Here is a 20,966-nt window from a genome sequence, read left to right as displayed (position 1 = left end):
ATTGATGAATCAGATACATCCGGTTTGTGTATGATCCTGGAGGAAAAATAATGAGTCAACAACTGAATATAAGAGCTGAATCCGTAGGGATTCTTTCCATGAGTTCAAAGCAGAGCAGTTCCCAAAACTGGAAATCCATATCAGCTGTACCCCAGCCTTCCCTTGGGCGACGTGGCATGAGAGGCAACATGGGAGCTCCTATCGAGAAGGCCAGGGATCGAAAAGGAACCCTTAAACGCTTATGGAAATATTTCAGGAATGAGTGGAGATACGTATTGCTGCTTTGTGTTACCATCATCCTTGGCGTAACCATGGGTGTGATGGCTCCACGTTTTCAGGCAGAGGGTATTGACCGCATCAAAAACTCAGAACCCGGATCTCTCAAGAGGGTACTTATCCTCATGCTTACTGCCTATGTGATTTACGGATTGAGCACACTTCTGCAGGGCTTTATCAGTGCGAAGCTAAGTCAGCGGGTCATTTTCAGGCTCCGGGGCGATTTGTTTTGCAAGATCACAAATCTGCCGATCTCCTATATTGATAACCACTCCCATGGTGACATCATGAGCCGAATGACCAATGACGCAGAGAATATAGCTTCCATCGTTTCTTCATCTTTAAGCAGCCTGCTTTCGGGAATGCTTATGCTTGTCGGCACCATCGCCATGATGCTTTCCTACAGTCCACTTTTGACGATGCTTAGCTGCTCTACGGTTATGCTGACAGTGTTGTTTACTACGAATATCACCGGGTACATGAGGAAATATTTTGTCAGGCGGCAAAAACTCCTTGGTAAGCTCAACGGCACCGTGGAGGAGATGGTCACCAACACCCGTACTGTCACAGCCTATAACCGTCAGGAGGCAGAAGTACGGGGCTTTTCCGAAACGGCAGACGAATTGACGAAAACCGGTATCATAGCAGAGATCATCGGCGGTTCCATGGGCCCCGTCATGAATATGCTCAGCAATGTCTCCTTTGTGGTGGTAGCGGTATTTGGTGCACGATTTGCCCTGAGGGGAGACATTTCCATCGGTGTTATTTCCGCATTTATCATCTATGCAAAGCAGTTCTCCAGGCCTATCAACGAACTAGCCCAGCTTTACGGTCAGATTCAAACGGCTCTTGCCGGTGGAGAGCGCATTTTCGAGATACTGGATGAAAAAGAAGAGGATAAGAGCGGAGGATCGATAGTACAGCCTGTAAAGGGCGTCATCGAGTTTAGAAATGTAAATTTCTCCTATGTGCCGGGAAAACCTGTCATCAGGAATTTCTCTCTCAAGGTATCCTCCGGTAAGAAGATAGCTCTGGTAGGCTCCACCGGAAGTGGAAAGACCACTATCATAAACCTGCTGATGCGTTTTTACCACGTTGATTCCGGCGAGATACTTTTGGACGGAAAGAGCATTTACGATATCTCCACCGACGAACTCAGAGATGCTATAGGCATAGTTTTGCAGGATACGGTGCTTTTTACCGACACGATCCGTAATAACCTTTGTTACGCATCACGAGATATCACTCAGGAAGAACTGGATGAAGCAGCAGTTTCCAGCCATTGCGACGATTTGATTGCAAACCTCACAAATGGTTATGACACGGTACTGGAATCCTCCGGTAGTAATCTTAGTCAGGGACAAAGGCAGCTCCTTACTATATGTCGTGCCTTTCTATCAAAACCCAGTATCCTGATTCTGGACGAGGCTACCTCATCTGTGGATACAAGAACTGAAATGTGCATTCAGGATGCCATGACGGAACTTATGAAACAGCGTACCAGCCTTATTATCGCCCACCGTCTCTCTACCATACAGGATGCGGACGAGATCATTGTTATGGACCATGGTGAGATCGTTGAAAGTGGAAATCATGAGGAACTGCTGGCTAAGAAGGGCAGGTATCATGACCTGTATATGACTCAGTTTGCAGGACAGGAAACATAAATAGGCGTGAGCCATTATGATAAATACTATTATTTATATTAATAAAACGATGTATAATATATCGTAATTGAATAAAAAATCGTAAAGATCGTAAGGAGGTTCTAAATGGCAAAAACAGCAATTATTACCGGCGGTTCACGTGGTATTGGAAAGGCTATGGCTCTTAAGCTTGGAGAGCTTGGCTATGATGTAGTCATTAACTACGTAAGTGAATCTTCAAAGGCAAAATCAGAAGAGATCGCAGAGCAGTTAAAGAAGGATTACGGTGTTGACTCTCTGGTTGTAAGAGCAGATGTCAGCAAGTATGAGGACTGCGAAGCTCTCGTTAAGGCAGCGGTTGATAAGTTTGGTGAGAACATTGATGTTCTTGTAAATAACGCAGGTATAACCAACAACTGCAACTGGATAGACATTACCCACGAGCAGTATGAGAAGGTTATCGCAACAAATCTTATGAGCCTTTTACATATGACTCATCTGGTTCTTCCACACATGATCAACCACTCCGACAAGGAACATCAGGCAATGATCGTAAACATCTCATCTGTAGGTGGACTTACCGGTGTCATCAACCAGGCAGATTATTGCGCAGCCAAGTCCGGTGTTATCGGTCTCACCAGAGCCCTTGCACTTGAGTTTGCCGGAAGAGGCGTTCGTGCCAATGCCATCGCTCCGGGCATGATCATGACAGATATGCTTCGCGGCGTCAACCAGGACGAGCTCAATGCTCTTGCCGGAACAATTCCTGAGGGATATATCGGTGATGTATCAGATATCGCAGGTGCCCTTGAGTATATCCTTAAGGCTCCTTACCTCACAGGTCAGGTTATCTCGCCTAACGGTGGATTTGTTCTTCAGTAAATATCAGATGTTCCGGGTTTGCGGAATTATAACAGGGAGGTTTCTCGGAAGAAATCTCCCTGTTTTTGGTTAAGTTTCCGACATTTTATGATCTGCCGAAATACGTTTTTCGAACAAGCAGACTTTATAGGAGAAGACAATGGATATTCAGTATTTGTTATGGCTGCAGGAACTCAGAAATGCGACCGGAGGTGTATTTGATGAGTTTTTTAACGGTATTTCAAAGGTTGCGGTTGATCTTATGCCGTTTTTGCCTTTTTTTATTTTTTGGTGCGTGGACAAGAAATGGGGACATCGTTTTTTGGTGACATTTGGAATAAGCGGTCTTCTGAATGGAATCATCAAGCTGACAGTATGTGCATACCGACCCTGGATTCGATCTGATCTTATCGAGCCGGCGGGTGACTCAAAGGTCGCAGCCACAGGGTATTCTTTTCCCAGCGGACATACCACAGAAGCAACAGCTGTTTATGGAACAGTTTTTTCCTGGCAGAAAAAAACCAGAAGGTGGCTTGCTGTATTAAGCGGGGTTCTTATCGCTCTTACCGGTTTTTCAAGGAACTTTCTCGGTGTACACACCCCGCAGGATGTTGTGGTTGGCTTTACAGTTACATTAATCAGTATCCTGGTTATAGGTAGAGCTCAGGAGAGAATCAACGGTGATGAGAGAAAACTTGATAATCTGTCCTTTGCAGGTCTTTTGGTGATTATAGGCACTTTGATTTATATTATGTTGAAACCTTATCCCATGGATTATGTAGACGGGGTTCTTCTTGTGGATCCGAACAAAATGATGAATGACACTTTTAAAGCTTGTGGGGCATTCACAGGTTTTTTGGCAGGAAGTTACGTTGAAAGACATTTCATACACTACGAAATACCTTTTGGATCAAAGAACCTGCCGATTTTAGGCTTTGCAGGTTTTTTGATTACCTATTCATGGAAGGAATACTTTGCGCCGGCAACTATTGTCGCAGCCCTGGGGGGACATTGGGGACATTTTATATCACGCTTTATAATGTGGTTTTTTGTTATGGCTGTTTGGCCGATAGTGATTACAAAATTTTCAAAGTGTGAAAAACAGTCCTGACCCATAGAGATAAAATGTTGAGATCCCCGGTATTCTGTGCTGTCCGGGAGAACAAAAAGGCTTCAACTGCCGATAATCTGACGGGCAGCGGTGTAAATGTCGCCAAGACCATCGTTAGATCTTGATCCCCCAAAAACATAGACACGGACGATTCCTATAGATTTGATGTACCTCAGGGTGTAATGCTCTGGGGTATTTTATCGTGCGCAATTCTGGATAACGAAACTTGAAATAAGGTTATGCTCCGATAAAAACGTGTCGATGTCTAGTTGAAATGATGGACACAAAGAGTTCCAAAGCAGCGACTATGGTCTCCCCATCAGGTTTCCGCATTGCCCTTGTTAAACATATCAAGAAGGATGAAGGATAAATTATATAATCAAAAAGGACCGGAGGCGCAAATACTTCCGGTCTTGTATTATTCTGGCATAGCAAGATAGCATCCTTGGAAATAGTCAGCTCCGGGCTGCTTCAGGAAATCATATTCCTCTTTGGTCTCAATGCTGCAGGCTATATCATTATAAGGAAGTTATGTCAGCGCTATATGGTAGATCATTTAGCGTGTGAATTCCGAAATAATATTGACAATAAGTAACCGAACGTTTACAATTCCAAATGTAAACGTTCGGTTACATTTGCATTAAGGCGAGATGTCAGGTCTCAGAAAGGAAGTAAAAATGGGTATAACAATCAGACTTGAAGAAGAAAAAGATTATAGAAACGTTGAAAATTTGATACGAGATGCATTTTGGAATGTTTACAGACCCGGATGCATGGAACATTACGTCATGCATTGCTTTCGTGAGGACCCGGCGTTTATCAAGGAACTTGATTATGTTATGGAACTGGACGGAGAGTTGACAGGTCATGCTATGTACTGTCGCTCGGAGATACTGCTTAGAGACGGAAACATTAAGCCGGTTATCACCCTGGGACCGATTTGTATAGCCAATGAGTATAAACGCAAGGGATATGGAAAGAAGCTTTTAGACGCCACTCTTGAGAAGGCTAAGGAGGCTGGTTATGGAGCCGTAATCATGGAGGGAAATATCGACTTTTATGGGAAGTCCGGATTCATTCCATCCAAGTCAAAAGGCATACGCTATGCCGATGATCCTGAAGCTGATTATCTGCTTTGTCTTGAGCTGAAGAAGGGATATCTGGATGGAATAGATGGGACATGGACTGATCCCAGCGGGTATTTTGTATGTGAAAAGGACCCTGAAGGGTTTGAAAAGTTTGAAGCAGGTTTCCCATATAAAGAAAAGAAAAAGCTTCAAGGCCAGTTATTCGGGTGAAAAGCTGTCTGTCGCCGGTTATTAGGCTGATTGACAAAAGACAACCGGGAGTTTACGATTCAAGTAAACTTCCGGTTACTTTTTATAACACATGCGTTATAAAAGAGTATCCCTGTTTTATTCTCTTATGATTTTTAGGAAGAAATATGAAAACTACTAAAGAAGAAATATTATTGGTATCCCTAAGACTTTTTGCTGAACGCGGTTATGATGCGGTTTCCATCAGTATGATAGCGGAAGAAATCGGTATCACAAAAGGAGCGCTTTACAGACATTTCGTCAGTAAGCAGGAGATATACGATAAAATACTGGAAAAAATGACAGAGCTTGATGCCGAAAGGGCTCGTGAGGACAATGTTCCTGTCGAAACCAAAGAGGCTCAGGAAGATTCATATGAAAACCGCAGCTTTCATGAGTTCTGCAGTTTTGCTGTTAATCAGTTTGATTTCTGGACGGAGAATGAATTCGCTGTGGCTTTCCGAAAGATGCTTATGCTGGAGCAGTATAAAAGCCCTGAAAAGATGAAGCAGTATCAGGAGATGATCTGCGAAGGACCTGTAAAATACTCTGAAGATTTATTGAGCACCATGATAAAAGAGAATAAGCTTAACGATGAAGCAAAGGCACTAGGTGCAAGAAATCTTGCCATGGAACTATATGCGCCTTTGTTTCTGATGATACAGCTTTATGATGGCGGTGCAGACAGAGATGAACTGCACGATAGGCTTAATAAAATCATAGGAGCATATGAAAAAAGATATAAGGTTTAGGATAGGCAGATTCATTTGCCGGAATCTTCTTCCGTAATGTAATTAGCGCTTTTAAGACTGATCTTCAATTCCGGATACTCCTGATTAAAGCCAAACAGGATATCGGGAAGTATATATGAATTGATATAATTTGTTCCCCCAAGAGATATGGTTCCCGTTTTAAGGGACCTGATATCTTCGAGCTGTTGTGACAGATCCTGTTCCAGATCAAGGGTTTTCTTAATTGCATCTATATATATCTCCCCGGCAGGCGTAAGACGCATAGGACGGGTACTGCGGTCAAACAGAGGCATTCCTATAGAGGCCTCTGTTTTTTGTATGGCCATACTTAAGGTCGGCTGTGATATAAAAAGCTTTGCTGCAGCTTTTGAAAAGCAGCTTTCGAGATACTTACGGTATTTATGCTTGCCTTCATGATGCCCCTTGGAAATGTCAGATTCAAAGATTTTATAAAACCCGGAATTGCTGTAAGTGCTGTATGCTTTGTGGTAAGCATGATACTTCTTCCGATTTTTTACCCGTTCTATTGATACCGGGATAAACAACTCATTATCAATCTCTGTTGTAACCAAACAAAAGCATAAGATGCGTGTTCATGGTAATTATGCTAGTATTAGCATATATATGTTTTGATATGAGGTGTATTCATATGTTGAAAACAGTTGGACTGGGTTTGCAGGATTTTGAACAGGTTATAAAAGAAAAGAATATATATATAGATAAGACGAAGTTTATTTCCGAATGGTGGAGAAGTAATGATGGTGTCACTTTGATTACCCGGCCCCGTCGTTTTGGAAAAACTCTGATGCTTAGTACGGTTGATAAGTTCTTTTCTGTAAGGCAGGGAAATAATGAAGAACTCTTTAAGGGATTAAATATTTCACAAGATGCTGAAATCATGAAAGAGTGCGGCAAGTGGCCGGTACTTTTTATTTCATTTGCCTCTGTTAAATCTGATACTTACGAAGGTGCATTGCAGCAGTTTAAATGGCTTTTTACGGAATGGACTGCACAAATGGCATATCTTACAGAGAAAATGAGTTCTAAAGATCTGGAATTTCGCAACAAAGTAAGTTATGACATGGATGATATGACCGCTTGCCAATGCTTAAATACTTTTTGCAGGTGGCTTTGTGATTACTACGGAAAAAAAGTCATTATTCTTATAGATGAATATGATACTCCCATGCAGGAGGCATATGTAAACGGATACTGGGGTGAACTGACCGGATTTATGAGGAATTTGTTCAACTCTACCCTCAAAACAAATCCATACCTCGGAAGAGCACTTTTAACAGGAATCACAAGAGTCAGCCGTGAGTCATTGTTTTCAGATTTGAACAACCTTAAAATGGTAACTATTACTTCTGAAAAGTATGCTGATTGTTTTGGCTTTACGGAAGAAGAGGTATTTGGAGCATTAGAAGCTTACGGTTACGATACAGAAAAAGAGAAGGTTAAAGCGTGGTACGATGGATTTAAGTTCGGAAATACTGAAGGTATTTATAATCCATGGTCTATAATTTCATTTCTTCAGGAAGGTAAGTATGAGTCTTATTGGGCTAATACCAGTTCAAACTCTCTCGTATCTAAGCTTGTGAGGGAGGGAAATGTTGATATAAAGAAATCTTTTGAGAACCTGTTGCAAGGGGAAACTATCGAAACAGAGATAGATGAGCAGCTCGTTTTCGGAGAAATGGATGGAAATGAGAAAGCTGTCTGGAGCCTTCTGTTTGCCAGCGGTTATCTGAAAGCCGTATCCGTGAGAGACATAGATGGAATAATAAAGTATGAACTTAAGCTCACAAATTATGAAGTAGTTGTCAGCTTCAGCATACTTGTAAAGAGATGGTTCGAAAATGCAGGGTCAAATTACAGTTATTTCGTAAAGGCTCTCCTTGAAGGAAATATCGACGACATGATGGACACTCTTTCAGAAATCTGTGAAGATATGATAAGCTCCTTTGACGGCAGCGGCAAGGCAGCGCCTGAAAACTTCTATCATGGACTTGTGATAGGACTTTTGGTTGAATTAAGAGACAGATACGAAATAAAGTCAAATCGCGAAAGTGGTCTGGGGCGATATGATGTGATGCTCCGTCCAAGGGATAAAAAGGATAATGCTGTAATCATAGAGTTTAAGTCAAAGCGCAGAAGTGAAAAAGGTAAATCTCTTGATGAACTTGCGGACATGGCATTAAAACAGATTGAAGACAGGAAATATGAAACGGAGCTTGTTTCAGCAGGTTATGATAAGGATAAGATTAAGAAGCTTGCTTTTGCTTTCGAAGGAAAGGAACTTCTGATAAAAGAGGGATGAGTACATCCCTCTTTTATAATTGGGTGGTATTTCTATGCAAATGGTCGCAGCAGGTGAGTCCTGCTTTGGTCGATGAGGTCTGAAAATGCAGAAGAGCTGTATCCGGCAAAGAGCCGTGGAAGCAACGATGCTTTCAGATATTTTGATGGCTTCGTAAAAGACTGGTAAATCAAAAAACACTGATGGGTTTAATGCCTGTCAGTGTTTTTTCGATTTCTAAAATAATTATAAAATGCTATTTCGATACATATATTTTCGTAGTTCCTCGAGTAAAATTAAGATAATAATTGACAAGTAAATAACAAGAATGGTTGCCCGGATGTATTAATAGTTGAAAAGTTTTACGGAGGATTTGTGATGAAAAGAGGCGAAAGAGTAACAAGTATGCTTACAGCCCTTATGCTGGCTGTGATTCTTTGTTTTGGACTGTGTCTTACAGGCTGCGGCGGAGGAACTTCGGCAAAAACAAAGGAGGATGATCCGCTGGCAGGTAACTATATCCCTGTGGTGGGAGAGATGATGGGTATGGCCCTGACCGGTGATGACCTTAACGGTTTTGGATTCGAACTGCAGAGCGGGGGTAAGGCCGTCATGACGGTAAACGGGGAAACACACGATGTCAAATGGACCAGTGATGACACTACCATTACCATTACGGTAGATGGAGAAGAGATCACGGGTGAACGCGGAGAGGATTGTTTTGCTGTAAAAGATATGCTTGGTATGGGGATGGATTTTACCTTTGCAAAAGAAGGTACCCCTGCCGCAGATCCGGCACAGTATCTTCCGGAATCCGAGAAGTTTATGCTGCAGGACTGGCAGTCAGTTTCGGTGATGGATATACTGGGAGATCCTACTGATGAGATTGCACCGGATGCACTTAAGATGAGTTTTCGTGCTGATCACACCATGGATGCTGCGATCGAAGGTAAAGAATTTAAAAACCTGAAGTGGTCCAATCTCAAGGATTACGGTTCCGTTGATTCTGAAGATATAAAACTTACCTGGAACGTAGAGGATGAAGGACTTAAGGCGGATTATGTGAAGGATGGTGAGTATTACACTTTCTTTTGCCCGAAGGATCCGTCAGCAAATAAGGTAAATGCCGAAAACAAAACAGAATCGGAATCTGAAACCGCATCTGTAACAGAAGAAGCATCAGAACCGAAAACCGGAGAAACTAAAGAAAGCGGGAATGATGCCAAATCTGAAACAACAGTCAAAAAAGTCATTTCTGAAGCGCAGGCGGTATTGGGAGAACATGGCAAAGCCGCAGCTTCTATTTATACTGACTACTGGGATCGGGACTGGTTCGGCTGGTACGTAATAGAATCCTGTCACGGTGATTACGAGGACCTAGAGGACAGCATACATGATGTTTGCGGGTCGATATTTGTCGAAAGTGATAATGCCGGTCGAATCGTCCTTTGGGATGACCAGGGTTCTGCGAAATCACTTATCTGTGAAGCGGAGGTCAGCTTCGGTCCCGGCACAACAAGTGCAGGCTGCATGAAGAGCGAGAAAGGATATTTCCTGCTGGATGGGGAAAATGTTCAGCATGCGGACTGGATTGTGGATCCCGGTGCTTCCGACGTAAGTGAATATGATCATCTGATAGAAGTAAATTGCAGATACGAGGATGAACATGGAAGCTTCAGGTACTATATTTATCTCCGGCCATGGGGCATGGACTGGGAGGATGTCCGTACTTCAAATGTGGATTTTCTGCCGGTGTCCTATGATTACTGGTACACAGATGTAAAGGATGGGCCTATGCCGGAAAGTATCGGAAAAGAAACAGATGTAGGATAATTTGAAAGACGGAAAGCGGAGGGGATATCACGGAGGAGTGCTCCAGGATGTGCGACATCATGATGACCCGTGATGAGAAAATGAGGCTAATGGTTAAGAAACATTTCACGCCCGATGACTATTTTGCGGTCAGAGACCATATGATCGGTACCGGAATGATAGGGGGAACATTTGCTCATAACATGTTGTTGATTCAGGATTTATCAGTCCCTCGTTGCCTCCAGGATTATATCTATAAGGTCCTTCATGGATTTGGACATTGCCATGTCTGAACGGTAAACCAGCTGGATGTCTTCCTCTAGGGGCTTTGCTTCCCTGATTGAAAGATATTTGAGATCCTTTCCTACGAAGTCGTAGGATAATGTTATGGCAATGCCAAATCCGGCTCTTACTGCATTGAAAAGACTTCTTATGTCGCTTACCTCCATTGAGACATAGGCATCGGGAAGAAACTGCTTCAAAAGTTTATCAGAAAAAGAACCGGAATGAGTTGTAGGATCCGTGGATACAAATGTTTCTGCAGCGCAATCCGAAAGAGAGACCACAGGATAAGGATATCCCTCTATAGTTGATGCTGATTCTGTGAGATGTGAATCTGCGGGTACCAAAAGTGAGAGATAGCACTGTTTTACAGGTATGTATTTATATCCCGGTGCAGGATCGAGGTTAGTGACGAGGGCAAGATCCAGAAGACCGTTATCAAGATACATTTTCAGGTGCCTGCTGGCATCAGCATGATTTTTCAATGTTATTCCCGGATGTTCTTTAAGGAACTTCGGGAATACTTTTGTATACAGAAAATGTTCACGTCCCATTCCAAATCCAAAACGCACTTCTTTCTGTCTTAAGTCAGAACTCTGATTTAATTTCTGCATCAGGTCCTGATCAAGTTTAAGAATCACACGACCTGTTTCCACATATTCTCTGCCGGCATCTGTAAGCAAAAATTTATGACCGGAACGCAAAAAAAGAGGCAGTCCGATTTCCTCCTCAATTCTTTGAAGATATTTGGTTAAGGCTGACTGCGTGATATAGAGAGCTGCAGCAGCCTTGGTGATACTTTGATTCTCTGCAATCTTGATGATGTATTCATAGTCTCTGACATTCATGATGATCTCCGCTTTGTCATTATTTCGCTGATGACACAAATCTAATCGGCTCCATAAACGGTTTATTCGTAAATTAATTTAAACATTATTTCGCTTATTTAAAAATTACATTATGGAATGTATACATGAAATATATGCGTTTGTGTAATAGTTAAATCTACCTTATAGTAAGCAAAAGATGATAAAAAAACAATGTTTATGACAAGTTTTACAAAAATTTTGTCATAGGGCGTCGGCTCATAGGGGTACCTGATTTTGATGGCTGACGTATCAAACGAAGGAGGGACTATATGAGTCTGTTAACGATCTGTTTCATTATCTTTGTGCTTACCATCATCGGCTACTGCAGTGGTAAGTACAGCCTCGCAGTCATAGCATTGACATCCATGATGCTTATGACACTGACAGGATGTCTGGAGGCAAAAAAAGCACTTTCATACTTCGCCAATTCCAATGTAATCATGGTTGGCGGTATGTGCGTTGTAGCTGCGGGTTTCAACAAAACACAGTTTTGTATCAATCTGGCAAAGAGCATTTCAAATCTTTCAAAGGGAAGCGTTACCAAAATGGTGCTTGGATATGTCATCATCGGTGTTATCCTTTCCCAGTTCATCCAGAGTCCGGTGGTTGTATTTTCCATCGTAGCGCCTATGCTTATGGCAACAGCAACCGAGATGGGGATTCCCACAACAAAGGTACTTTTCCCGGTAGGTATAGCCATCATTTCTACCTGCTGTATCCTTCCTGTAGGTGCCGGAGCAACAGTTGCAGCAGAATTAAATGGTTATCTTGAGTCTTACGGATATACAGATTTTGCTGTTGGTCTTGCGGATCCAATGAAGGCAAGACTTCCGATGCTTATTCTTTCCATCGTATATTTTGGAATATTCTGCATCAAGGGACTTCCTTCAGAGTCTCCTGTGAAGGTTCAGGACATGGCATTAAAGAAGATGAGTGAGTCCACACTTACAAAGTTCCAGGAGTATGCATCCATCATCATTTTCTTTGGAGATGCCCTTGCACTTATGTTCAGCGATCAGCTTGGTCTCGACAGCTGGGCCATCACGGTAATCGGTGCGCTCCTTATGATTCTCACAAATGTTCTTAATCCTAAGGAGGCAGGAAAGTCACTTCCTCTTGGTATTCTTTTCCTTATAGTCGGTTCAAATGCCATCGCCGGAGCTCTTTCAGCAACAGGTGCAGGTGAGTTCATCGGAAGCGTCATTTCAGGATTTGTCGGAAGCCTCGGAAACAGCAATTACCTTTTAGGATTTATCTTTTTTGTCCTTCCCTTTGTGCTTACACAGTTCATGTCAAACAGAGGTACAATGCTTATATTCCACCCGATTGCCATCGCAACCTGCGCAGCCATGGGCGGAAATCCGGTAGGACTTATGATACTTATTCAGGCAGCATGCCTGACAGCATTTATGACTCCGATGTCTACATCAGCAACCCCATATATCATGGGACTCGGTGGATATGACATTCCGTATATGATGAAGCATGGCGCACTGTTCGCAGTTCTTGGATGCATCATTTCCGTATTCTGGACCATGACAGTATTTCCCGTTATCTGAGAAAAATTAGTGTTGCCCCGGTGAGGATGCGCCGGTATATCGGAATAATGGGCGAAAACAGTTTTGTATGAGTATAGATTGAATTTAAATATAAAGAATTACAGGTATTATGTATGCTTCCATAAAGGGGGGAAGCATCAGTACCGGAAGAACTACAGGACGGAGAAGACAATGAATGAAAATAATGAAGCATTGAGCAATGTAAGAGATGGTGCTCATGGTATAGAACCGGATCAGGAGCTTCTGAAGGAGTTTCCTTTAAAGAGGAGCTATGAAAAGATGATACTACGTGAAGGTGAGGAGGCTGTGAAGGTTTACATATATGAGCCGGAAGGCATGGAAACAAGGGGGCCTGTTATCATAAGGCTTCACGGAGGCGGATTTGTAAAGCCATATCGTGGACAGGATGTAAATTATTCTCATGTGGTGGCTTACAACACAAAGTGTCTTCTCATAGACATTGACTATAAACCGGCTCCGGAGAAGGCATATCCTTATGCGATCAATGAAGGCTATGCAGTGGTAAAGTATGTTTATGAGCATGCTGAGGAGTTTGACATTGACCCTGAACGTATCATCCTAAGTGGTGCCAGTGCAGGCGCAAACATGGCAACCGTTATAACTCTCATGAATCATGAAAAGGAGAGAAGGGGTGAGAAGCCCGATTTCAAGATCTGCCGCACCTGTCTTGCTTATCCCCCCCTTGACCTGGCAGCAGATCCTGTATCGAAGCTTGGACCGGATGCAACACCGGAGTCTGTCGAGCTTCAAAAGAGAGGACTTCTCTATAATGAATGGTATGCAGGCGGTGAGAATAAAACTGACTGGAGAGTGTCACCTGTATATGCAGAAAGAGAACAGCTTGAGGGACTGAATCCGTTCCTTATCTGTACCGGCGGAACCGATAGTTTGGGACCTGAAGGAGAAAAGTTTGCGGGAATGCTTATTCAGGCAGGAGTATCCGTTACCTGCAAACGACTTCTGGGAACAAGGCACGGTTTTTTGACCCGTCGCGTGGGAATCTTCGGAGAAGCCGAAAAACTTTACTTCGATATGGTTGAGGAAGTGAAAAACCCTAAGAAGTGGAAGTACTGAAAAAGTTGAGACACCTGCTCACGTAAATAAGGTATAATCATCCTGATACATAGTTTTATGTTTCAGGATGATTATTTTTTTAGGAGGAGAAATGGCCGGATCAAAGGTATATTTTACAGATTTCAGAACAACTGTGGGAACGTCACTGACTGTCAAGATGCAGAAGCTGATACGTAAGGCAGGTATAGGCAGCATCGATATGGACGGTAAGTTTGTTGCAATCAAAATGCACTTTGGAGAACTTGGCAATCTGTCATATCTTAGACCGAATTATGCCAAGGCTGTTGCTGACGTGGTCAAAGAACAGGGAGGCATACCCTTTTTAACTGACTGCAACACCCTTTATCCGGGATCACGCAAGAATGCCCTTGAACACATGGATTGTGCCAATATCAACGGCTTCAATACCATTACTACCGGATGTCAGATAATCATCGGAGATGGTTTAAGAGGCACAGATGATATAGAGATTCCTGTACCTAAGGGCGAGTATTGTAAGACTGCTTATATAGGAAGAGCTGTGATGGATGCAGATATCTTTATTTCTCTTACCCACTTTAAAGGACATGAGTCTACCGGCTTTGGAGGTGCTTTAAAAAATATAGGTATGGGATGCGGAAGCCGCGCAGGCAAAATGCAGCAGCACAATAGCGGACATCCTTCAGTTCACGAGGACATGTGCCGTGGATGCGGCCGCTGTGCGAAGGAATGCGGCTCGAATGCCATATACTATGAAAATAAAAAGGCTCATATTGACCAGAACCTCTGCAAAGGCTGTGGCCGATGTATAGGTGCCTGCGCATTTGATGCAATAGAAAACATGAACTGGGATGCAAATGAGATACTGGGACGCAAGATAGCAGAGTACAGTGCTGCTGTGTGCGCTGACAGACCATGCTTCCATATAAGTCTGGTACGGGATATTTCACCGAACTGTGACTGTCACGGAGAGAATGATGCTCCTATTCTGCCGGATGTGGGATTTTTTGCATCATTTGACCCGGTTGCTCTTGATCAGGCATGTGTGGATGCATGTCTCAGGTCGGCTCCTATGCCTAACAGCCAGCTTTCGGATAATTTAAATAAACCGGGCTGGCATCATCATCACGACCATTTCTTTGATTCCAATCCCAATATCAGATGGAAAGAGACCCTGGAACATGCAGAAAAGATCGGTCTTGGGACACGTGAATATGAGTTGATAACCATGTGACCTTGTGATATTTGACTAAAAAATATATAGAAAATTGTAAAACAGTACAAATTTACAAATCGAATTCTATTTGTTATAGCAATTTTTGTGATTTGTGACTGGTAATGCAGGCAAGGCTCACGCAGATTATACTGACTGTAGATGATTCAGTGTTTTTTATGCGTATAGCCCTGCCTTTTTTTGTCCCTATGATTCTTGGTTTATGCCGAGGTCTTTTGTGAAAGTTGTAAAAGCACTTAACAATAATATGGTGCTGGTCCGTGACAAGGATGGGAATGAGTCGATCTGTCAGGGAAAGGGCATCGGATTTCAGAAAAAAACCGGTGACAGTCTTGAAGAAGACAGGATTGAGCGACGTTTTATCCCGGAGAATGCTTCGGAAAGCCGCCATTTTCAGGAACTCTTCACAGAGATTCAGGAGAGTATCCTTCCTAGTTGAGAAATACGATGACAGAACAGGCTCTCTTGCGAGAAGAAAGAAAAAGTCCTTCGACTGGTACAAGAACGTGATAAAAACTAACGGTGAAGAACTGTAATGCGGTAGAATGATTGGTAAAGCCCGAAAGAAGATCTTCATAAGCGGCTTAAGGAGATAGAAGAAGCTTATGAAAAGATATATAGCTGTTGGATCAGATGGGGTTTATCGCCACATAACCGCATTCTTCTATCAGTTTCTGACCTTCTTTTGACAGTAGCCAGTCAACGAGTTTTGGAACATTGGGATTTGTATTATCTTTTCGGCAGGCAGCATAGAAGGCGGCGGTTAAAGTATACCGGCTGTTTCTGATGTTTTCCGCATCGGGATAAATACCGTTTACGGAAAGCATACGGACATTATCATTTGCCACCATTCCTGAAAGATAGTACCTGAAAGAATAACCGATGGAGGCACCGAATATCGCAAACATACTGCGACTTTCAATCATGTCATTTCCCATGAATTTCTCCATCATAGTCTGGCTTCCGGAATTTTTGATCCTAAGAAGCGGGTTAATGCTTCTGTCGGCACCGCCCACTTCCTTCCAGTTTGTAATATTTCCCCTGTAGATTCCCCTTATCTCATCAACGGTAAGGCTGTCTACAGGGTTGTTTTTATTTACGAAGAATACAAATGCTTCAAGTCCTATGGGAACCAGTTCGATATCTATGCCTTTTTCTTTTGCTGTTTCCATCTGCTTTTCCGAAGGATGTGCAGTAAAGAACAGATCTACAGAACCATCGAGAAGAGCATCGAACCCGCGGATAGTGTTCTGATACTGCATAACACTGTCTTCTGCGAAATTTTCTCCGTACTGATTATCATCTGAAAACGAGCCACCCTCATAGGTGACAGACCCCTCCGGGTAAACTGAATCTATGACTGAGGCATATACAGGAACCAGTGCCGCAGCACCATCAAGTACAGGAAGGTCATCATCCTTTGAAAAATGCATGGAGGAACCGGTCCTTGCAAGATTCGAAGTATCTTCAAAAGGAAGATATCTTGCCACATCCACCATTTTTGTCTGTGATATACCGCTGTAATTATTACCGAGACGGCGGGTGACGGAAGTGTATAAAAAGACATTGACAAATACAAAGAAAAGGACAGAAGCCGCTATGACAGCTGTTTTTTTCATGGCCACAGCTCCTTTGAAATAAAGTATATGATTGAAGAATGCTCATAGGCATAATAAATATAGGCAGCATGTAAAGCCGTGATGATGACTCCTGCTGCGACTATGGAAACAAGGATTCGAATAAACACTTTGTCGCTCATATCTGTATCTTCTTTCCTGATTACATGTTTTGAACTATCGCTATGGTAAGAAGCAGCAAAAGAACGGATAAAATGATCACTGTTGCCATCAATCCGAAACTTATGATGGCTAAAACCATAATCCAGGTCTTTCTTTTCCTTCCCGCTTCTTTGGCTTTTACGCCATCCCATATAAATAAACCGAGTGAAAAGATGAAAAAAAGAAAAAATGGCGCAAACCACATATAAAAAGAGTTCATTTTTACCTCCATGGGCACTGATCCTATGACGTGAGTGTCAAAAGCCGACATCGAATCGTTCCGGGTGTGACAATATGTAATTAGTTTCTTGTATCAATACGATACAAGTAGCAGAAACAGGGGATTTTAAGAGGTTTCCCCGATACGAGGAACTAATTATGTATTGTCATTTTTTTATGACAGAAAGGAGCTTTATGGAAAACCAAAAGCATCAGTACACGGCATTGTATGAGAGAACTAACCACATGAGCGGTCCCTATGAACTTAATGGTATTTTAACACAGAAGGAACTGCTGACGGAATATGCAAAATCTCATAATTTTTCAGAGATAAAGCATTATTCGGATGAGGGTGTCTCTGGCACCAAGTTTGACAGACCAACTCTAAATGAACTTCTTAGGGAAGCTGAGGCTGGCAATATCAGTACTGTTATCGTCAAGGATGTAAGCAGAATCGGCAGAGAAATGGTAGCGGTTCTTCATATTGTTGCAGAACTTAAGAAAAATAATGTCAGAGTAATTACGGTTGCTGAAGGCCTTGATACCTGCAGCGAGGCGTGGAAAGGAGTTTTATGAAAAAGCAGAAACAGCAGTACACAGCTTTGTATGAGCGACTCAGCCATGATGATGAACTTCAGGGCGAGTCCAACAGTATTTCAAATCAGAAGCAGCTTCTCATGGAGTATGCCGTATCTAATGAACTTCCAAGTCCAAGGCATTTTGCTGATGATGGAATATCGGGTACACGCTTTGACAGACCTGCATTTTTGGCAATGATGGAAGAGATTGAAAGCGGAAATATTGGCACCGTTGTCATAAAAGACATGAGCCGACTGGGCAGGGATTATCTCAAAGTTGGGCAGATTGTGGAAATGTTCAGACAAAAGGATGTCCGCCTCATAGCTGTAAATGATGGTACTGACACCATGTTTGGAGATGATGATTTTCTCCCATTCCGCAATATCATGAATGAATGGTATGCTAAGGACACCAGTAAAAAGATAAGATCAACTTTTAAGGCGAAAGGGGACTCTGGAAAACATGTTGCCAGCTCTCCGCCATACGGATATATAAAGGATCCAGAGGACAAGAACCATTGGATTGTTGACGAAGAAGCAGCTGAGGTTGTGAGAAGAATCTTTCAGCTTACCATTGAGTCTAAAGGCCCATATCAGATAGCAAAGATACTGGAGGCTGATAAGATAGAAATACCTGCCGTGCATCAGCAGAAGCAGGGCATGGGATTATGGCAGGGGCGCGTTTTAGAACATCCATACAGATGGAACAGTTCTACAGTGGCAAGTATTCTGACAAAGAAAGAGTATCTTGGACATACAGTAAACTTCAAGACCCGTAAGCATTTCAAGGACAAGAAAAGCCATTATGTTGCTCAGAAATACTGGCAGGTGTTTGAGAATACACAAGAGCCTATCGTGGATGAAGAGACCTTCAATAATGCTCAGAAGTGCAGGACTGGTATCAAGAGATATCCTAATGGCTGGGGCGAACCCCATCCCCTTGACGGAAAGATGTATTGCTTCGACTGCGGTTCCCTCATGTACTGTCATAGGACAAGTAATGGCAAGCGTGTGGCGCAGTACATCTGTGCAAAGTATGGTAAACAGCCTGTTGGTACGCTTTGTAGCTCTGGTCACAGAATAGATGCCAGTGCTGTTATGGAAATCCTTAAGGAAACACTGAGATTCCTTAAGTCACAGATAGACGAGGATCCTGAGGCTTTTATAGAGCAGATAACACAGCTTGAATCTGACAGCAGAAGTACTGAAATCAAGGCAAAAACAGAGAAGCAGAAGGCTTGTCAGAAGCGTATTGGAGAGCAGGAAAAGCTCATATGCAAGATTTATGAGGACAATGCCCTTGGCAGAATGCCTGAGAACAGATACGAAACGCTGATAACCCAGTATTCCAAAGAGCAACTTGCCATGAAGGAGGAGTATAGCCAGCTTGAGGACGAGCTTGAATCCATTGAGGAAAACAAGCGTAGTGGCAAGCGTTTTGTAAATCTGATGTCGAGATACAATAATTTTGATGAACTCACGGCATATATGGTAAACGAATTTGTCGATAAGATACTGGTTCATGAGCGTGATAGGAAAGGCTCTATACAGACTACTCAGAAGATTGATATCTATTTCAATTTCATCGGTAATTACAGTATGCCCGAGAAGGAATTGACGGAAGAAGAGCTTGCTGAGAAGGAACGCATAGAAGCCATCAAGGACAAGCGCCATAGACAGTACCTTGACAGAAAAGCCAGAGGTGCTCAGAAAGCATGGGAAAAGAGATATGACCCTAGAAGAAGGGCAAGACTGAAAGAACTTAAGGCTATGAATCCCAATATTTACGGGATCCCTGCCGAAGAATATGATCAGGAGCATTATTCCAGAGTAAGCGTTGTGGTAGCAAACTCTGAAACACCCAATTTTTAGTCAATTGATACGGTAATTACTGAACTGAATAAACTTAGAAAAGTGTTAATGGAGAAGATTTCATTAGCACTTTTTTATTTCCCATGACTCCGATAATTACCGAGGGCTGTGTTTTCCTTCTCTTCTTTCCCTTTTCCTCCCTTCTCTTTTCTTCCTTCTTCCCCTAGAAAGAAGAGAAAAAGAAAGAACCAAAGAAAAAGAGAATAAAGATATACCCTATTAACTAACTTATCTTATCCCATCTTATCCTATCCATCTTTTCCTTTCGTTTCCGTCCGTGCCACAAACTACAGAACAGACCAAGAGGGCAGTCAGAAAGGAGCTTAAGAAATGAGCAGATTAACCAAGATTGAGCAGGAGACAGTTATCAATTTCAATGCAGGGGAGGAAGAAGCGGTTGTCTATACCAGAGATAAAGCCGTTATAAGAAAACTTGACTCGTTAGTTACCGAGTTCCCTGAGGCTTACAGATGCATCAAGGCAACTGATATCGACAAGACCTATTCAATGCCAAAACAGTACGTTAGTTACCGTAAGCCCAGAAGGATAACACAGGAAAGAAGGGATCAGATCAGAACACAAATGGAAAACATTAACAATAGCCGTAAATAAGCGGTGACAGGAGGTTTCACATGAGCGAAAACGAAAAGGTTTATGGATACGCAAGGGTTTCAACTATAGGGCAGAACGAGGATAGACAGATTCTTGCATTGATGGAGATGGGAGTTCCACAGAACAGGATTTACCTGGATAAGCTGTCAGGGAAGAACTTTGAAAGACCGCAGTACAAGAGGCTTCTCAAGAAACTGGATGACAATTCCGTGCTGTATATCAAATCCATTGACAGGTTAGGACGTAACTATCGTGATCTCAGCGAACAGTGGCGCATCATAACTAAGGAAAAAGGCGCAGATGTTGTTGTCATTGACATGCCACTTCTTGATACAAGGCGTGAAAAGAGCCTGCTGGGAACATTTATCAGTGATCTGATACTTGCGCTACTCTCATATGTGGCAGAGACCGAGTATCAGACAATCCACCAGAGACAGGCTGAGGGAATTGCTGCTGCAAAGGCTAGGGGCGTGAAGCTGGGCAGACCGCCAAGACCTTTACCGGAGAACTTTCATGAGGTTTATCAGAGATGGAAGGCTGAAAAGGTATCTACTGAAGAGGCGGCAAGGCTAGTAAATATGCCTGCTTCAACGTTCAGATATAGGGCTTCTATATACAAGAAAACCACTTAATTGAAAGTGCATTTCCGAGCAAGAAGGTGTACTTTCTTGTTTTTTGTTAGTCCTAAAACCAACGTATTTCATTATAATGATTTTTCCCTCAAAAATCCACTGATAGAGCGAGTATTAGTACTTAAGGACTATAGGTAAAAAACACCTCACAAAAAAGTACACATTTTTGTGGTACATAGGTGGG

At 42.6% G+C, this 20,966-nt stretch carries 20 protein-coding genes; 15 read left to right on the top strand and 5 right to left on the bottom strand.

Going from position 1 to position 20,966, the window contains the following annotated elements:
* The first annotated feature begins 50 nt into the window (after positions 1 to 50).
* The 5 genes from BM294_RS08215 to BM294_RS08195 all read left to right on the top strand — a co-directional run bounded on the left by BM294_RS08215 (position 51) and on the right by BM294_RS08195 (position 5,962).
* Positions 51 to 1,943 carry an ABC transporter ATP-binding protein gene (locus BM294_RS08215; RefSeq protein ID WP_207648051.1) on the top strand — a complete coding sequence of 631 codons (1,893 nt, stop codon included), beginning with the start codon at positions 51 to 53 and terminating at the stop codon, positions 1,941 to 1,943.
* A gap of 105 nt (positions 1,944 to 2,048) precedes the next feature.
* Positions 2,049 to 2,804 (top strand): SDR family NAD(P)-dependent oxidoreductase, encoded by a 756-nt coding sequence (locus BM294_RS08210; protein WP_031550437.1) that lies wholly within the window; start codon positions 2,049 to 2,051, stop codon positions 2,802 to 2,804.
* 139 nt (positions 2,805 to 2,943) lie between these two features.
* The gene (locus BM294_RS08205; RefSeq protein ID WP_091206781.1) at positions 2,944 to 3,894 is read left to right on the top strand and encodes a phosphatase PAP2 family protein; all 951 of its coding nucleotides are present in this window, start codon (positions 2,944 to 2,946) and stop codon (positions 3,892 to 3,894) included.
* 677 nt (positions 3,895 to 4,571) lie between these two features.
* Positions 4,572 to 5,192, top strand: coding sequence for a GNAT family N-acetyltransferase (locus tag BM294_RS08200; protein WP_242944484.1), 621 nt, complete (start codon positions 4,572 to 4,574; stop codon positions 5,190 to 5,192).
* A gap of 146 nt (positions 5,193 to 5,338) precedes the next feature.
* On the top strand, positions 5,339 to 5,962 hold the full coding sequence (locus BM294_RS08195; protein WP_091206775.1) for a TetR/AcrR family transcriptional regulator: 624 nt from the start codon (positions 5,339 to 5,341) through the stop codon (positions 5,960 to 5,962).
* Between the two features lie 11 nt (positions 5,963 to 5,973).
* Here BM294_RS08195 and BM294_RS08190 read toward each other — a convergent pair whose 3' ends face one another.
* Positions 5,974 to 6,534 (bottom strand): LysR family transcriptional regulator, encoded by a 561-nt coding sequence (locus tag BM294_RS08190; protein WP_139225864.1) that lies wholly within the window; start codon positions 6,532 to 6,534, stop codon positions 5,974 to 5,976.
* A 77-nt stretch (positions 6,535 to 6,611) separates the two neighbouring features.
* On the opposite strand from BM294_RS08190, the gene BM294_RS08185 reads away from it, so the two are divergent.
* Both BM294_RS08185 and BM294_RS08180 read left to right on the top strand, forming a co-directional pair.
* Positions 6,612 to 8,282 (top strand): AAA family ATPase, encoded by a 1,671-nt coding sequence (locus BM294_RS08185; RefSeq protein WP_091206770.1) that lies wholly within the window; start codon positions 6,612 to 6,614, stop codon positions 8,280 to 8,282.
* A gap of 357 nt (positions 8,283 to 8,639) precedes the next feature.
* Complete coding sequence (locus tag BM294_RS08180) at positions 8,640 to 10,094, top strand: hypothetical protein (RefSeq protein ID WP_091206767.1); 1,455 nt, start codon at positions 8,640 to 8,642, stop codon at positions 10,092 to 10,094.
* Positions 10,095 to 10,297: 203 nt separating this feature from the next.
* Here BM294_RS08180 and BM294_RS08175 read toward each other — a convergent pair whose 3' ends face one another.
* Positions 10,298 to 11,203, bottom strand: a complete 906-nt coding sequence (locus tag BM294_RS08175) for a LysR family transcriptional regulator (RefSeq protein ID WP_091206764.1) — start codon at positions 11,201 to 11,203, stop codon at positions 10,298 to 10,300.
* 290 nt (positions 11,204 to 11,493) lie between these two features.
* On the opposite strand from BM294_RS08175, the gene BM294_RS08170 reads away from it, so the two are divergent.
* The 4 genes from BM294_RS08170 to BM294_RS08155 all read left to right on the top strand — a co-directional run bounded on the left by BM294_RS08170 (position 11,494) and on the right by BM294_RS08155 (position 15,530).
* Positions 11,494 to 12,783: an SLC13 family permease gene (locus tag BM294_RS08170; protein WP_091206762.1), complete on the top strand. Its 1,290-nt coding sequence runs from the start codon at positions 11,494 to 11,496 to the stop codon at positions 12,781 to 12,783.
* Positions 12,784 to 12,954: 171 nt separating this feature from the next.
* Positions 12,955 to 13,878: an alpha/beta hydrolase gene (locus tag BM294_RS08165; protein WP_091206758.1), complete on the top strand. Its 924-nt coding sequence runs from the start codon at positions 12,955 to 12,957 to the stop codon at positions 13,876 to 13,878.
* 91 nt (positions 13,879 to 13,969) lie between these two features.
* Positions 13,970 to 15,091, top strand: a complete 1,122-nt coding sequence (locus BM294_RS08160) for a DUF362 domain-containing protein (protein ID WP_091206751.1) — start codon at positions 13,970 to 13,972, stop codon at positions 15,089 to 15,091.
* A gap of 217 nt (positions 15,092 to 15,308) precedes the next feature.
* A complete protein-coding gene (locus BM294_RS08155) occupies positions 15,309 to 15,530 on the top strand; it encodes a CAT RNA binding domain-containing protein (protein WP_175494601.1) in 222 nt (73 codons plus the stop codon).
* A 190-nt stretch (positions 15,531 to 15,720) separates the two neighbouring features.
* Here the strand turns inward: BM294_RS08155 and BM294_RS08145 are convergent, their stop codons facing one another.
* Genes BM294_RS08145 through BM294_RS08140 form a run of 3 tightly spaced genes read right to left on the bottom strand, consistent with a single transcriptional unit; the run spans position 15,721 to position 17,089 of the window.
* Positions 15,721 to 16,710 (bottom strand): PstS family phosphate ABC transporter substrate-binding protein, encoded by a 990-nt coding sequence (locus BM294_RS08145; protein ID WP_091206746.1) that lies wholly within the window; start codon positions 16,708 to 16,710, stop codon positions 15,721 to 15,723.
* On the bottom strand, positions 16,707 to 16,850 hold the full coding sequence (locus tag BM294_RS15870; protein ID WP_155988278.1) for a hypothetical protein: 144 nt from the start codon (positions 16,848 to 16,850) through the stop codon (positions 16,707 to 16,709). Before BM294_RS15870 ends, BM294_RS08145 begins: the two co-directional genes overlap by 4 nt.
* A 20-nt stretch (positions 16,851 to 16,870) precedes the next feature.
* Entirely contained in the window at positions 16,871 to 17,089 is a 219-nt protein-coding gene (locus BM294_RS08140; protein WP_091206743.1) for a hypothetical protein, read from the bottom strand.
* Between the two features lie 194 nt (positions 17,090 to 17,283).
* Here BM294_RS08140 and BM294_RS08135 point away from each other — a divergent pair, with 194 nt between their 5' ends.
* The 4 genes from BM294_RS08135 to BM294_RS08120 all read left to right on the top strand — a co-directional run bounded on the left by BM294_RS08135 (position 17,284) and on the right by BM294_RS08120 (position 20,782).
* The gene (locus BM294_RS08135; RefSeq protein WP_175494600.1) at positions 17,284 to 17,664 is read left to right on the top strand and encodes a recombinase family protein; all 381 of its coding nucleotides are present in this window, start codon (positions 17,284 to 17,286) and stop codon (positions 17,662 to 17,664) included.
* Positions 17,661 to 19,538 (top strand): recombinase family protein, encoded by a 1,878-nt coding sequence (locus BM294_RS08130; RefSeq protein ID WP_091206737.1) that lies wholly within the window; start codon positions 17,661 to 17,663, stop codon positions 19,536 to 19,538. The genes BM294_RS08135 and BM294_RS08130 overlap by 4 nt, the downstream gene beginning before the upstream one ends.
* A gap of 330 nt (positions 19,539 to 19,868) precedes the next feature.
* Positions 19,869 to 20,150 carry a hypothetical protein gene (locus tag BM294_RS08125; RefSeq protein WP_091206735.1) on the top strand — a complete coding sequence of 94 codons (282 nt, stop codon included), beginning with the start codon at positions 19,869 to 19,871 and terminating at the stop codon, positions 20,148 to 20,150.
* Between the two features lie 20 nt (positions 20,151 to 20,170).
* The gene (locus BM294_RS08120; RefSeq protein WP_091206732.1) at positions 20,171 to 20,782 is read left to right on the top strand and encodes a recombinase family protein; all 612 of its coding nucleotides are present in this window, start codon (positions 20,171 to 20,173) and stop codon (positions 20,780 to 20,782) included.
* The last annotated feature ends 184 nt before the right edge of the window (positions 20,783 to 20,966 follow it).

Origin of the sequence: Oribacterium sp. WCC10 (assembly GCF_900113415.1) — a bacterium.
Lineage (GTDB): Bacteria > Bacillota > Clostridia > Lachnospirales > Lachnospiraceae > Oribacterium.
The sequence above is the reverse complement of the archived record's forward strand: the minus strand, read 5'-3'. Positions and strand labels throughout refer to the sequence as shown.

Coding starts and splice junctions, on each gene's coding strand:
- BM294_RS08215 (WP_207648051.1), top strand. CDS start 51: ATGAGTCAACAACTGAATATAAGAGCTGAATCCGTAGGGATTCTTTCC.
- BM294_RS08210 (WP_031550437.1), top strand. CDS start 2,049: ATGGCAAAAACAGCAATTATTACCGGCGGTTCACGTGGTATTGGAAAG.
- BM294_RS08205 (WP_091206781.1), top strand. CDS start 2,944: ATGGATATTCAGTATTTGTTATGGCTGCAGGAACTCAGAAATGCGACC.
- BM294_RS08200 (WP_242944484.1), top strand. CDS start 4,572: ATGGGTATAACAATCAGACTTGAAGAAGAAAAAGATTATAGAAACGTT.
- BM294_RS08195 (WP_091206775.1), top strand. CDS start 5,339: ATGAAAACTACTAAAGAAGAAATATTATTGGTATCCCTAAGACTTTTT.
- BM294_RS08185 (WP_091206770.1), top strand. CDS start 6,612: ATGTTGAAAACAGTTGGACTGGGTTTGCAGGATTTTGAACAGGTTATA.
- BM294_RS08180 (WP_091206767.1), top strand. CDS start 8,640: ATGAAAAGAGGCGAAAGAGTAACAAGTATGCTTACAGCCCTTATGCTG.
- BM294_RS08175 (WP_091206764.1), bottom strand. CDS start 11,203: ATGAATGTCAGAGACTATGAATACATCATCAAGATTGCAGAGAATCAA.
- BM294_RS08170 (WP_091206762.1), top strand. CDS start 11,494: ATGAGTCTGTTAACGATCTGTTTCATTATCTTTGTGCTTACCATCATC.
- BM294_RS08165 (WP_091206758.1), top strand. CDS start 12,955: ATGAATGAAAATAATGAAGCATTGAGCAATGTAAGAGATGGTGCTCAT.
- BM294_RS08160 (WP_091206751.1), top strand. CDS start 13,970: ATGGCCGGATCAAAGGTATATTTTACAGATTTCAGAACAACTGTGGGA.
- BM294_RS08145 (WP_091206746.1), bottom strand. CDS start 16,710: ATGAAAAAAACAGCTGTCATAGCGGCTTCTGTCCTTTTCTTTGTATTT.
- BM294_RS15870 (WP_155988278.1), bottom strand. CDS start 16,850: ATGAGCGACAAAGTGTTTATTCGAATCCTTGTTTCCATAGTCGCAGCA.
- BM294_RS08140 (WP_091206743.1), bottom strand. CDS start 17,089: ATGAACTCTTTTTATATGTGGTTTGCGCCATTTTTTCTTTTTTTCATC.
- BM294_RS08135 (WP_175494600.1), top strand. CDS start 17,284: ATGGAAAACCAAAAGCATCAGTACACGGCATTGTATGAGAGAACTAAC.
- BM294_RS08130 (WP_091206737.1), top strand. CDS start 17,661: ATGAAAAAGCAGAAACAGCAGTACACAGCTTTGTATGAGCGACTCAGC.
- BM294_RS08125 (WP_091206735.1), top strand. CDS start 19,869: ATGAGCAGATTAACCAAGATTGAGCAGGAGACAGTTATCAATTTCAAT.
- BM294_RS08120 (WP_091206732.1), top strand. CDS start 20,171: ATGAGCGAAAACGAAAAGGTTTATGGATACGCAAGGGTTTCAACTATA.